The organism is Kaistella sp. (assembly GCF_049588135.1).
Classification (GTDB): Bacteria; Bacteroidota; Bacteroidia; order Flavobacteriales; family Weeksellaceae; genus Kaistella.
The window spans coordinates 1-13759 of record NZ_JBAVFG010000252.1 but is presented as its reverse complement, the minus strand read 5'-3'; the positions used below and the strand labels follow the sequence as shown (position 1 = coordinate 13759).

12 protein-coding genes are annotated in these 13759 nt (G+C 34.3%); 5 read left to right on the top strand and 7 right to left on the bottom strand.

Annotation, left to right across the window (positions count from 1 at the left end; all coding sequences use genetic code 11):
- Both WBY99_RS13455 and tsaD read right to left on the bottom strand, forming a co-directional pair.
- Positions 1–379 (bottom strand): RsmE family RNA methyltransferase (locus WBY99_RS13455; protein WP_423976850.1); only part of this gene is annotated, 379 nt, incomplete at its 3' end.
- Positions 380–686: 307 nt separating this feature from the next.
- The gene (gene tsaD, locus WBY99_RS13450) at positions 687–1727 is read right to left on the bottom strand and encodes a tRNA (adenosine(37)-N6)-threonylcarbamoyltransferase complex transferase subunit TsaD (protein WP_423976849.1); all 1041 of its coding nucleotides are present in this window, start codon (positions 1725–1727) and stop codon (positions 687–689) included.
- 4 nt (positions 1728–1731) lie between these two features.
- On the opposite strand from tsaD, the gene WBY99_RS13445 reads away from it, so the two are divergent.
- The 5 genes from WBY99_RS13445 (at position 1732) to ric (ending at position 8849) form a co-directional block, all read left to right on the top strand.
- A complete protein-coding gene (locus WBY99_RS13445; protein ID WP_423976848.1) occupies positions 1732–6516 on the top strand; it encodes a translocation/assembly module TamB domain-containing protein in 4785 nt (1594 codons plus the stop codon).
- Positions 6517–6647: 131 nt separating this feature from the next.
- The gene (locus tag WBY99_RS13440) at positions 6648–7118 is read left to right on the top strand and encodes an Lrp/AsnC family transcriptional regulator (protein WP_423976847.1); all 471 of its coding nucleotides are present in this window, start codon (positions 6648–6650) and stop codon (positions 7116–7118) included.
- A 69-nt stretch (positions 7119–7187) separates the two neighbouring features.
- Entirely contained in the window at positions 7188–7562 is a 375-nt protein-coding gene (locus WBY99_RS13435) for a hypothetical protein (protein WP_423976846.1), read from the top strand.
- Between the two features lie 12 nt (positions 7563–7574).
- Positions 7575–8006 carry an RrF2 family transcriptional regulator gene (locus tag WBY99_RS13430; RefSeq protein WP_423976845.1) on the top strand — a complete coding sequence of 144 codons (432 nt, stop codon included), beginning with the start codon at positions 7575–7577 and terminating at the stop codon, positions 8004–8006.
- Positions 8007–8135: 129 nt separating this feature from the next.
- Positions 8136–8849, top strand: coding sequence for an iron-sulfur cluster repair di-iron protein (gene ric / locus WBY99_RS13425; RefSeq protein WP_423976844.1), 714 nt, complete (start codon positions 8136–8138; stop codon positions 8847–8849).
- A 199-nt stretch (positions 8850–9048) separates the two neighbouring features.
- Here ric and WBY99_RS13420 read toward each other — a convergent pair whose 3' ends face one another.
- The 5 genes from WBY99_RS13420 to WBY99_RS13400 all read right to left on the bottom strand — a co-directional run bounded on the left by WBY99_RS13420 (position 9049) and on the right by WBY99_RS13400 (position 13256).
- A complete protein-coding gene (locus WBY99_RS13420) occupies positions 9049–10326 on the bottom strand; it encodes a chloride channel protein (protein ID WP_423976843.1) in 1278 nt (425 codons plus the stop codon).
- A 178-nt stretch (positions 10327–10504) separates the two neighbouring features.
- Positions 10505–11440 carry a YeiH family protein gene (locus WBY99_RS13415; protein ID WP_423976842.1) on the bottom strand — a complete coding sequence of 312 codons (936 nt, stop codon included), beginning with the start codon at positions 11438–11440 and terminating at the stop codon, positions 10505–10507.
- 76 nt (positions 11441–11516) lie between these two features.
- Positions 11517–12398 carry a LysR substrate-binding domain-containing protein gene (locus WBY99_RS13410; RefSeq protein ID WP_423976841.1) on the bottom strand — a complete coding sequence of 294 codons (882 nt, stop codon included), beginning with the start codon at positions 12396–12398 and terminating at the stop codon, positions 11517–11519.
- 24 nt (positions 12399–12422) lie between these two features.
- On the bottom strand, positions 12423–12632 hold the full coding sequence (locus WBY99_RS13405; protein ID WP_423976840.1) for a DUF2945 domain-containing protein: 210 nt from the start codon (positions 12630–12632) through the stop codon (positions 12423–12425).
- A gap of 93 nt (positions 12633–12725) precedes the next feature.
- The gene (locus WBY99_RS13400) at positions 12726–13256 is read right to left on the bottom strand and encodes a DUF488 family protein (RefSeq protein WP_423976839.1); all 531 of its coding nucleotides are present in this window, start codon (positions 13254–13256) and stop codon (positions 12726–12728) included.
- Between the last annotated feature and the right edge of the window lie 503 nt (positions 13257–13759).

Genomic DNA, 13759 nt, shown 5'->3' with positions numbered 1-13759 from the left:
CTGCAATAGTTTGTTTTCTGAGTTTATCAATATTAAGGTTTTTTCGTTCCGTTTTTTCGGTTTGTATTAAAGTGATTTCTGAAATCGCCATTTCTGTTGCTTTTTCAAGAAAAAACTCAATTCTGTCGATGTTTTTTGTGGGAGCAATTGCGATGTGGAGTTGCGTAGAAAAATCGGGTAAGTTTTCTTTAATTTCCTTAGCAGCTAAAAGAACTTTTTTTCCTTCAAAAATAAGATTTCCTTTTGCCAGATTTCCTTTTCCATCGGTTACGAAAATTTCTTCACCTTCGCGCATGCGCAATACTTTCACAATATGCGTTTGCTCTTCAATGTTGATTTCAGCGTTTTTGTTTTCAATAGTTCCAAAAAATAATTTCATGAGTTGCAAAGCTCCGAAGGAGCGAAATTTTTTAAATTAATTTTTAAATTTAATCCCATATATCTATGATCATATTCTATGTCGTGTTTTTTAGAGGATTGTAAAAATACTTCCTGAAAAGTTTTTACTTGATGAGGTTTCTCCTGATTTTTCCAAGTAGTTGAAATTGCCAAATCCAACTATTTTTGCGGTTTTTTTCTGTTTATAGATTTCGCTCCTTCGGAGCTTCATTTATTTTGATTTTCTTTTTATCAAAGGGCTTTACCGTTTGTTGATGATTTGCTCGCCTTAATTTCATAAAAATCTACTATTCGTCTTTCTTAAAAACCTCCTCAATATCATATCTCGCTGTTGCTGAAATTGATAAATCAGCAAATTCGCCACGATCAAATTTTAACTTGGCAACCATTGCAATCATTGCTGCATTATCCGTGGTATATTCAAATTTCGGGATATAAGTATTCCAACCTAATTTTCCGACATTTTTCTGCATCGCTTCCCGTAAACCAGAATTGGCAGAAACTCCACCGGCAATTGCGATTTCTTTGATGTTTAATTCTTTGGCGGCTTTTTCTAATTTATCCATTAAAATTTCTACGAGAGTTCTTTGTACAGAAGCACACAAATCATCTAAATTTTCTTTAATAAAATCAGGATTTTTACGAAGCTCTTTTTGAATGAAATACAACACTGAAGTTTTAATTCCACTAAAAGAATAATTGTAATTTTCTATTCGTGGCTTATTAAATTTAAATGAATTTTCATTCCCTTTTTTTGCTAATTTATCAATAATTGGTCCTGCTGGATAATCTAAACCGAAAACTTTACCGATTTTGTCGAAAGCTTCACCAGCAGCATCATCGATTGTTTTTCCGATAATTTCCATATCGAAATAATCTTTGACTAAAACAATCATCGTGTGTCCTCCCGAAACGGTGAGACATAGAAATGGAAATTTTGGAGGTTGCGGATTTGCATCGTCGATAAAGTGAGCTAGAATATGCGCTTGAAGATGATTCACTTCAATTAATGGAATTTCTAAACTCATCGCTAGCGATTTAGCGAAAGAGGTGCCGACCAAAAGAGATCCTAAAAGTCCAGGTCCCCTCGTAAAACCAATCGCAGAAATATCTTTTTGTTGTATATTTGCTTTATCGATTGCCTTTCCAACAACCGGGATAATATTTTGTTGATGCGCACGAGACGCTAATTCTGGAACCACACCACCATATTCGTTGTGGATTTCCTGATTGGCAGCGATGTTGGAGAGGATTATATTTCCGATGAGAACGGCAGCTGATGTGTCGTCACAGGAAGATTCGATCCCTAAAATTATTGAGTCACTCATAACAATGGCAAATTTAGAGAATAATAACGATAAAGAAAACAAAAAATCGATTGCAGAAAACATTAGTGATTCTGTACAAAAAGGAATGGATAATGTTCAAGATACCGTAAAAGAAACGGTGAAGGATGTTAGCAATCTTGCTTCTGATGCCATCAATCATCCTGTAGAAACTGCAAAAGAATTTGGTGAACAAGCTGCAAAAGATGTTGTGAATTACAGATGGTGGGCAAAGTTGTTGCTGGTTTTGTTCTGGGGTTTGCTTTTTTTAGTTGTTTCTTTTTTTATTGTAATCAGTTTGCCAGTAACCCAAAATTGGATTGCCAAGAGAGTTACAGATACTATATTAAATAAAGATCTTAAAACCAATATTTCATTTAAAAGTGTAGATGTAGATTATTTTGGGAATGTTACCATTAATGAAGTTGTGGTAAAAGATGATCGAAATTTTCCGTTCATCAAGGTAAAGGAAATTTATGGAGATACTAATTGGTTTTCTATTATTGATAATTCTCGAAATCTTCAATTTCAGTCGCTTTCATTGAAAAATCTGGACTTGAAAGTGATTACTTACAAAGGCGACAGTATTTCAAATTTTATTCGTTTTGTAGATTTGTTTGAAGGTGGCCCTGTCATTCCCAATAGACCGCCATTTGAATTAAAATCTCGAATTTCTATTCTTGATTCTAAAGTTTCAATCATCAATCAAAATCATGATGGCGACGAGGGGAAATGGTTGAATACTGAGCATGTGAATCTGGTGATTCCAGAATTGAAAGTGATTGGTTCAGAGGTTTTTGCACGAATAAACAATATGAGATTTACCACCGAAAGATGGGGTAAAAAGCATTTTGTAGATACTTTTTCTGCCGATTTCTCGCTGACCAAAGATGCGCTTTCTTTGAGGGATTTAACCTTTAATACAGATCATTCCTTGCTTCAAGGTGATTTGAAATTTAATTTGAATAATGGCTCTTGGGACGATTTTACCAATAAAGTTCGGTGGGATTTAAATCTGAAGCAGGGAAGCCAAATTAGCGGCTATGATATTAGTTATTTTGTGACGGATTGGGATAATGATAAACCAATCAATATTTCCGGAAAAATGACTGGACCGTTAAACAGATTTACCCTCAATGATTTCTTGATTAGAGATCCGCAAGTCAATGTGAAGACAAAAGCAATGAATGTTTTCAATATTTTAAATGGAAATTTTCAGATTGAAACCAACACGCTTTCAGCCGATTTTACCTATAAAGATTTAAAGGCGATGATGCCCACTTTCATTTCTTCGAAAATGAAAAATTTTGCTGATGATTTCGGAAGATTAAAATACGATGGTGCAGCAAGAGTAACTCCGAAACAGGTTTTTGTACCAAAAGCAAATTTGATTACCGGAATTGGACAAGCAAGAATTACTAACTTTTATTTAGAAGATTACAGTTCAGATTTACCGAAATATCGCGGTTTTGCTGAGGTTAATGATTTGAATACTTCGGTTATTACCAAAAGTAAAGAAGTTGGTTTAATCAGCGGAAAGTTTGATGTTCAGGGACAGAGTTTCGATGTTAATACCATGGTTTTAAAAACAAAATCACAAATCTCGAAAATTGAAATTATTGATAAAGTCATTAATAATGTTTATTTGGAAGGAATTCTCGATCATAAAAAATACAACGGAATTATTAATGTAAATGACAATCAGGCAAAAGCAAATGTAAAAGGGCTTATCGATTTTAGCACTTCAAAACTGATTGCTGATGTGAACGCAAATGTAGACTATTTAAATATCAATTATTTTTCGGGTACGAAAGGAACTCAGGCTGTAAGTGGCATGGTTGACGGAAAAATAACGATGACCAATATTAATGATTTAACTTTAGATGCGAATTTGCAAAATGTGAATTTTGCCGCAAATAATCAGAAATTTAATATTCCTAATGCGAGTGTAAAAGCATTATTGGAGGATGGAAATCGAATTGTCTCCGTAGATGCGCCAGGTGCAGTCAATGGAAAGATTGATGGGAAATTCAATTTAGGTGATTTAGTGGGAATGGTAGAAAATGGTTTTGGAAGAATATTGGTTGGTCCACCGCCGAGAAAATTGTACCATGGTCAAAATTTCAATATGAACTTTGAGGTTCAGCAAGATCTCGTTAATTATTTTATGCCAGAACTTCATATCCCAAAAGGAGCGAGTGTTGATGGATCTTATGACGGCAATTCAAATAATTTAATTTTGAATATCGATGCTGAAGTACTGAAATATGTAATGACCAAAAAACAAGAAATCACCGATACCGATAAAGCACTTGCTAAAGTAAATCCTGAATATAAGGTGAATGAAAGAGATCAGATTTCTAAAGACAGCGCAATGGTTAATCAATTGCTGGTCAGAATTAATACTGCGAATGTAGAGGAGCAGATTCTTGCAAAAATAAATAGAATAGCATACAATCAAAATATTCTGAAAGACATTACTTTAAGTGGTACTAATGAAAATGGTGAAACCTTACATATTGCGACTAACTTCAAATATGGTTCTCCGGAAGAGGAAGTGCAACAGAATTTGAAAGAATATACTATCAATCTTAACCAATCTACAAATAGCGTTGGGGATTTTGTTTTCCGATTTGAACCCACGACTGTTAAATTTAATGATGTTGCTTGGAGTGTAGATACGGATCCCGCTTTGAATCACTCGATTACTTACCGAAAAAAAACAGGTGATTTCTATATTCAAAATCTAAGGCTTTATTCGGATAAAAGCGAACTGTTTTTAAAAGAATCTATTTTCAAATCAGCAAAAGATTTCTCCGCAGATGGTGAAGTTCGGAATGTAGATATTGCAAAAGTATTTGCGTTGATTAAAAATAAAAATGACTTGGATGTTAAAGGGATTGCCAACGGTACTTTTGATATTAAAATGGATAAAAATAATCTCGAACCACTCATCAACCTTAATATTACAGATATTTTCATGAATGGTAATGAAATGGGAAAAATTGAGATTGTTACCAAGAATAGTCCAATTCCTAATGTGTTCGATGTTGATGTAAAAGTTATTTCCACGGGAATGTTGGGGGATAATAACCTTCATCTTACAGGAACCATTAATAATAATACCGCTTCGCCATCGTTGGATTTAGTCGCCAATATGAATGATTTCGATGTGGCTTTTGCTCAGCAATTTGTAGAAGGGATTTTTTCAAATATGCGTGGGAAAGCCTCTGGTGATTTACGAATTGCTGGTCAGCTCCGTGATGTGGATTATAGCGGCGATATCGCATTGAAAAAATTTGGATTAAAACTCGATTTTACTGGTGTTGATTATTCCTTCGATGATGCCGTGGTTTCATTATCAAGAGGATTAGCCATTTTGAATGATATTGGCGTAAGAGACGGTAGAACCAATTCTCACGGTACAATTTCTGGGGCGATTCAGTTTGAAACATTATCCTCAATGGGAGTCAACTTAGTGATGCGTGCCGATAATTTATTATTGTTAAATACGACTCAAAAAGATTATGATTTATTTTGGGGAAGAGTGTATGGCAACGGAACAATCTATGTAGATGGTCCTGTTTCTGGATTAAATATTTCAACACCAGAAATGCGAGCACTTAGTAATTCGGTATTTACTTTCAACTCTAATTCAACTTCAAATGTAGAAGAATTTAAGATGCTGCGCTTTTTGAAAAGAGACGAAACTGGTGCCGTGACCACAGAACAAAAGAAAAAATCCGGTGCTAATATGAATGTCGATTTTAACTTACAAGTCGATAAAGGAACAACCGTAAATGTGCTGGTAGGAAATGATATTGGAGATATTACGGTACGTGGAAATTCCGAGCAGTTGCGATTTACAATGAGCAGAACGGGAGCAATTACAATGAACGGAAATTATATTGTAGATAATGGAAGCTTTGTTTCTAAAGCAATTCTGAATCGAACTTTCCAGATTGCGAAAGGAAGCTCCATTCGATGGGATGGAAATGCGATGGCACCACAGCTAGACATTAATGCCACTTATCTGCGAACCGTTACCAACGCTGGACAATATTTGAACTTAGGAACTTTGCCGCCTATTAATGTCGTGCTTTCTACCAAAATAACGCAAACGCTTAATAATCCAAAAATAGAACTCGGTGTTTCTGCGCAGGATGTTTCCAGTAGTGTGAAAGAAACGCTTGCTGAAAAAATGAGTAACGAGGATGAAAAAATTATTCAGTTTGGGTCAGTTTTAGTTCTAAATAGCTTCAATGATACCAATGCTGGCTTTGATGTTAACATCGGAAATTTCGCCGAAAGCTCTGGCTATAATATGTTGTTTAAGCAGTTAGGTTCTGTTTTAAACACCATCAGTAATGAATTTCAGGTCGATTTGGATTACCTTAAAGGAGATGCCGGTTCTAATGTCGGAGATCGCGCTAATGCAAGTGCGAAATTTTCACTTTCGCCAAGAGTGAGTATAAAAACAGGTTTGGGTATTCCAATTTCTAAATCAGAAAATGCTGCAGCTGATTATCTTTCCATAGATGGTATTGTAGAATATGATTGGTCGAAAAAAAATGACGGTACCAGATTATTGCGTGCTTATTCTAAACCTAGCAATATTGGACTCAATGGAACAGAAGCAGGAAATGCTGGCGCTAACCAAAGCTACGGAATTGGGGTTGTATATAGCAAAAGTTTCAATACCATCTTGAAAAGAAAGAAAAGTAATAAAAAACAAAAGACTGCTTTGTCCGAAATTAAAATAGATTCTATTAAAAAGGAGGTTGAAAATTAAGAATATTTGTGTAAATGTTGTGTTTTTAGTTAAAATTTATTAATGTTTGATATAATTTTCGAGTATTCATATTTTTTTGTAATTTTGCAAAAAATTTGAGATACTATTAATAAATATATAAAATCAATATAATGAATTATCAACTCGACGAAATAGACAAGAAAATTCTGGACTTTTTAGTTGAAAACACCAGAATGCCTTTTACAGAAATCGCAAAACAAATGGATGTTTCTGCGGGAACAATCCACGTACGGGTAAAAAAAATGGAAGACGCAGGAATCATATTAGGTTCTTCTCTTAACATTGATTACTCGAAATTAGATTACCACTTTACGGCTTTTATCGGAATTCTTTTGACCAAGTCAAATAGAACTCAAGAAGTTTTAAAGGAACTTACAACAATTCCTAATGTAATCGAAGCAAGCGTTATTTCCGGGAAATACAATATTTTCTGCAAAGTAAAAGCAAAGAATACAGAAGACGCAAAAAGAATCATTTATCAAATTGATGATATTCAAGACGTAATGAGAACTGAAAGTATGATTTCTATGGAAGAGCATATTTCAGATAAAAACAGACTGATCCAAGCGGTTACCATTTAATCGGTGATTTTTATCAACAATAACTAAAACTTTTGATTTCTTATCAAAAGTTTTTTTATTTTTACCATTATGAATGATAATTTTAAAGACGAAAGTCCAAAAAAAAATTTAGGATTTATTCTAGCACTCGCTGCGTTGATGCTTTTCTCGCTCATGGGAGCAGGAATCGATCTCGATGAGTTTACCCAACATCAGGAAATTAATATTCCCCAGGGATATTTTTATTTTATATTTTTTATCGATTGGCTGATGGTTGTTTCGGTGGTATTTATCTTTTTTTATAAAAAAATAGCAGCTTATATTTTCCCTGCCGCCGTAGTAACCCACTTCTTGGCGCATAATTTCTTTCTTTCTACTTTTCTTTATACCGATGTGACCAATATGTTTTTGTACACCAGTTTGGGACTTTTCGTGATTATTCCTAAATGGCAATTTTTTAAATAATAAAATCAAGAGATGTTTTCGAAAGCCTGTGAATATGCCATTAAAGCAAGCATTTATATTGCACAACAAAGCCATCAGGAGCGGAGTGCGAATGTAAAAGAAGTTGCGAAAGCAGTAAATGCTCCCGAAGCTTTTACCGCCAAAATTCTACAACAACTTTGCCGTGAAAATATTCTAGAATCCATTCGGGGGAAACAAGGTGGTTTTATTTTTTCGGTTGACAAGCAAAAACAAATCAAAATCTTTGATGTTGTTCAATTGATCGATGGTGACGCAATATTTACCAACTGCGGTTTGGGCCTGCAAAAATGTTCTTCCGATAATCCCTGTCCGGTTCATGATGATTTCAAAGGTGTCCGGGATGGATTGGTTGCAATGGTAAAGAAATATTCTTTTTACGATTTGGCTTTGAAAACCGAAACAGGCTTAGCTTGGCTTAAATAATTATCCTTTTAAACTTGCTTTAAATTTCATTATAAAATGATTTTAAAATTTCTTTCATTCTAATTAAGATAATTTTGTCCGAATTAAAAATAAGATGTACATTTGTACCATAATATTAAATAAGACATCATGTTAACGAAAGAAAAAACCATCGGTGAGTTTGTAGCAGAAGATTTCAGAGCAGCACAAGTATTCCGCAAGTATAAGATTGATTTTTGTTGCAAAGGCGACAGGACGGTAGAAGAAGCTTGTGAGAACAAAAAATATCAGGCAGAAGATATTTATAATGAATTGTCAAATGTTGCAAATTTGAAATCGGGCGATATCGATTTTAATTCGTGGCCATTAGACTTATTGGCAGATTATGTTGAGAAAACGCATCACCGTTATGTCGAAGAAAACTCAACAGTGCTCATTCAATATTTGAATAAATTGTGCAAAGTTCATGGCGACAGACATCCGGAATTATTTGAGATCACCAAATTATTCACTGAAAGCGCACAGGAATTGGCAGCTCACATGAAAAAAGAAGAATTAATTCTTTTCCCATTTGTTAAAAAAATGGTGAATGCAAAACAAAAAGGGGAGGCATTAGTCACTCCACATTTTGGAACCGTGGAAAGTCCTGTGGCAATGATGAAGCATGAGCATACCGTAGAAGGAGAACGATTTGTAAAGATTGCAGATTTAACCAATAACTATCAATTTCCTGAAGATGCTTGTGGAACGTATCAGGTGACTTATAAAATGCTTGAAGATTTTGAAAAAGATCTGCATACCCACATTCACTTAGAAAACAATATTCTTTTCCCAAAAGCAATCGCTTTAGAGAAAACATTCTAAACTAAATTTTCTGTTTTTTTACTGAGATCCACTTCATTTTGATGAGGTGGATTTCTATTGATTATTTAATTAAAGCGTTTGAAGAATTTCAAAAGCATCATAATATAGATTTTACTTTTTGCATTCTTTTGAACAGCTCTTTTTTTTTTTACATTAATTTTTTATCTCTTTTGCGGTAAAAAAATAAGTTTTTAAACAATTACTCAATTTTTGAACTTAGATAAAAGTCGTAAGTATACACATTATAAGGAAGAAGTTTTTTCGCAAACTGATGAGAGATGATGCAGCACACCAAAATCGGCAGAAACAAAACATAACCATCCGGAAGCAGATTGCATATTAAAATTACCGACGTAAATGGAGCATACAGCGAAGCCGAGAGCGTTGCAGCAGCCCCGATCAGCGCAAAATTAACTGGAGTTAAATTCATCCCGAAATTATTATTTCCAACAAAAGCAACCATTAAGCCTAAAAAAGCTCCGGCAACAATACTTGGCGCAAAAACGCCACCATCGCCACCTGCTCCTAAAGTTAAAGCAGATGCTAAAGGTTTTAAAACCGCTACTGCGAGCAAAAATAAGATCGGAGTTGCAGAAGATAATTCCAAAGGTTGATTCAGAATTTCATGTAAACCATGGTAACTGTCTCCGTACAGACTTGGGAAACAGAAAATCAAGGTTCCAACTGCGATTGCGCCCAGATTCACTCGGATAAAATTATTAGAAATATTGCCAAACACTTTTTTCATTCGCGTTACCAAAAGCGTAAAATAAACAGAAAGTACGCCGCCCAAAATGCTTAACACGATAAAAAACGGTATCGCTGCATACGTCCATTCTTTTATGGGATGAGTCAGAATCGTTTCAGAATCGAACAATTCTATAAAAAGCCAACTTACCAAAGCTGAAGCTGTACAAGCTATAACCAGTGATTTTCGTATTTTCCGTGCGATAACTTCTAAAGCAAATAAAAATCCTGCGAGCGGACTTGTAAATAAAATGGCAACTCCGGCAACAACTCCGGCACAAATTAATTCCCTTTTATACATTCGGGCAGAAAATTCTTTTTCATAAGCATAGTTTCCAATCGTCGCTGTAGCGACAACTGTAGAAACTTCAACTCCTGTAGAACCACCAAAAATTACCGTCAGAAATCCATTAAAAAAGTGAGAAGGAATTTTAAATAAAGGCAAATGATCTTTTCGCTGATCAAGTGTTTTGTAGATTTCGGTAATTCCTTTATTTTTTCTATTCTGGAAAAGGTATTTTCTTAAAAAATAAATGGTGGTAATTCCGACCGATGGTAGAATAATAAAGAGCGATGTATATCCTGAATTGATAGAATTAAAGAGATGGTGCTCAAAATATTCGGTGAGATGTTTTAAAGTAAATGCTAATAATGCGCTCCCTAAACCTACGATCATCGATGCGACAATCAAACGAAAATAGTGCTGGGTAACGATTTTTTTTCTTTCCAAGTGTTTCTTTTAAGATAAATAAAATGAAATTAAAGACGATTAAAACGTCTTGATATTCGTGAATAAAAAGAATTGCAATCAATAATTTTGTGAGGCAAATTTACGGAAACTTTAATAAATCGAATTAATTTTAGGGATTTCATTATTTTAATAACGAAAAATTGTATTGAATTTTCCTCTATTTTAAAATCATCAATAAACTTCCTACACTAACCACAATCCAAAGGACGATTGCTAAGAAAAGTGGTTTTAAACTAATGGTTTTTAAAGTCTGGATTGAAATTGTAGAACCAATAAAAAATAAAGTTAAGTTAAGTCCTGATTTTGCTGCAGTAGTTGCGAGTTTGCTGAAACCATCGAAAACAGGGAAGTAGGTATGCAATAAAATAGCAATCACAAAATAGCCGATGAACCACGGGATTTTTACTTTTGCTCCTTTGGTTTTGAAAAACACCATGGTTAAAAGCGACATTGGGATAATCCATAAAGCCCGGGAAAGTTTCACGGTCGTTGCCACTTTCAAAGCAATATCCCCATATTTATTGGCTGCACCAACTACGGAACTTGTGTCGTGAATTCCAATCGCACACCACAATCCGAACTGTTCCTGTGTCATATTTAATAAATGCCCGATCGTTGGATAAATAAATAATGCAATTGAATTTAAAGTGAAAACAATTGCTAAAGCCAACGACATCTGTTTCGTGCTCGGTTTAATAATCGGCGTTACGGCAGCAATTGCACTTCCGCCACAGATCGCGGTTCCGACGGAGATTAGGTAAGATAAAGGTCTTTCAATTTTGAGCAGTTTCCCCAAAAAATAACCGAGCGTCATCACCGTCGTAATACTCATAATGGTTAAAGTAATTCCTTCTCTTCCGGCTTTCAAGGCTTCGTTTAACTGTAATCCAAATCCCAAACCTACAATCGATATTTGTAAGAGAAGGTGAATGTATTGATGAACTTTTTGTTCATAAGGATTTCCAATAATTATTGTAAAAGCAATTCCTAAAGCCAGTGCGATGGGAGAACTTGCGAAAGGTGAAATGCAGAAAATAACTAATAGGAAAAAAAGTATTTTCTTTAAAAGGTTTTTGTCTAAAGTAGTTTGCATTATTTAATTTTGATAAGACAAATTTCGCTTATTTGTCATTCAAAATTTCATCATATTTTATTCTTGACTATAATGATTAGTTATAACTAATAAATTTCATAAAAAGATGAATCAGTTCAGATTGTTCTCCTTTTAAAGTGATGAAGTTAAAATCCCTTTCAATACAGAAATTTTTAATATCGATAACGCTTAATTGGTTGTTTTTTAGTTCCTGTAAAATCGTGCTGATCGATAAAAAAGCCATCGCTTCAGAATGTAGCAAATAATTTTTGATGCTTTCACTGCTTCCCAATTGCATGATAATATTCAATTTCTGAGCATCGATTCCGGATTTTTTTAATTGATTTTGAATAAATTCCTGCGTTCCAGAACCTTGCTCTCTTACAATCAAACCGATATCGTATAAATCTTTTATTTTTAAATTTTTATTGACCAAAGGATGATCTGCTTTACAAACCAAAACGATTTCATCCCGCTTAAATTTCAGATAATCAAAGTAAGAAGACTTCGATTCGCCTTCGACAATTCCTAAATCGATCTGTCCGTTTTTCAGCAAAGTCGAAATGTCTTCGGAATTATGAGTAACCAATTCAATATTAATTTCTTTATAATAGGAATTGAATTTTGCCAGGATTTCCGGCAAAATATATTGTGCGATTGTGGTACTCGCTCCGATTTTGAGTTTTCCTTTTTCCTGTTTGTTGAGTTGAGAAATTGCAAATTCCAAATCACGATACAATTGGCGGCTTTTTTCGGCGTAAATAAAAAGAATTTTTCCACTTTCTGTTAATTGAATCGTTGTTCCTTTTCGGTCAAATAATTTGGTATTGAGTTGGTTTTCGATTTCTTTAATGTGTTTGGTGACAGCGGGTTGGGAAATATTGAGTTCGTTTGCAGCTTTGGTAAAACTCAAACGGTTGGCAACGGTGTAAAAAACTTTTAGTCGGTAATCAAACATGATACAAATGTAGATTAATGAAATTTATTCTTTCGTTAAAGCAGAACTTTTATGCGCTGCAATATGATCGGTTTTGCTGCTTTTGATCTCGTATTGCGGATCATCTTCTGTGGCGTGATGCGTGTAACCTTTATAATTAAAATCTTTGGTGTGAACTTTAATAATCGTTCCTGAAACTCTTCCAGCTTCAGAATTCCAATTGACTTTATCGCCGATTTTAAATTTTGTTTTCATTTTTAAATTTTTATTTTAACCTAAAGATTTGCTAATTTAGAATTACCTTTTTTGCCTCTTTGTGATGGAAATAAGAAAAATGTACATTCTAAATTAGTCAGAATAAAAAACTTTCTCGCCCACAATTCTTGCAGGTGAAGTATAAGGATGTTCCGTGGCTTTTCCTAGGGACATAATATGTAAAACTAGCCAGCCTTTTGCTTTCAGATAATCGGAAACCATGGAACGGTGACACCGCCACCAAACCGCTTCCGAACACATCATTGCCGTGGGTTTTTCCAGTGCGTACTTTGCAAGTTCTGCGGCACCATTTGCAAAGGATTCTGTTTCCATATAATCTGCGTAACCCTGAAAAGATTTGTTGCGCCATGTTGTATTTTTAGAATCTTTTTTTGCTGGTCTTCTTCCGCCTAAATCTTCAATATAAACATATTCAATTCCGTTTTCTTTTAATGATTTTTTCAATGCATCTTGATCGAACTGCGGATATTTCCTTGAACCCGGCAATCTTCGAATATCTGCTAATATTTTAATGTGAAATGAAAAGAGTAATTCCAGAAATTCCTCGATCGTTCTGGTAGAATGACCGATGGTGTAAATGGTGGTTTTTTTTGGTGGTTTCATTTTGAAAACTGAAATGCTTCTACAAGTTAGTGAAATTTAAAATTTATTTTCTTTGCTGTCTCCCGAATCCTTTCATGTGATTATTATAAAGTTGAAAGATTAAAAGTCTAACTTAGAAGTTTTGTGTTCGATAAACCACAAGATGGAATCGTATGGTAGTGGTGATTTTACATCCTGAAAAGTCAAAAAAAGCCTGTGAATGTTTCAAAAAATCTCATGTCAGTTCCCCAAAAAAGCAGTCCTTCTAAAAAACTGCTTTGGGTATCTAATTTCTAAAAACGACAACTCCATAAGGTTACAACTGCTGGCAAAAAGCTACCGAAGGTTCCGTTCAACGGGCTTTCATTTCTTGTCTTGCAGACAAAACGAAAGCTTAGTTATTATGTGTAGTATTTTAATTCGGATTGAACTGAATATTAAAATTCTTTAAATAAACCTCTATTGGTTCCATTCCCATTTCTTTTCTTCGTTCGTTCACAGTTTTAGGATTTTCTAATTCATAC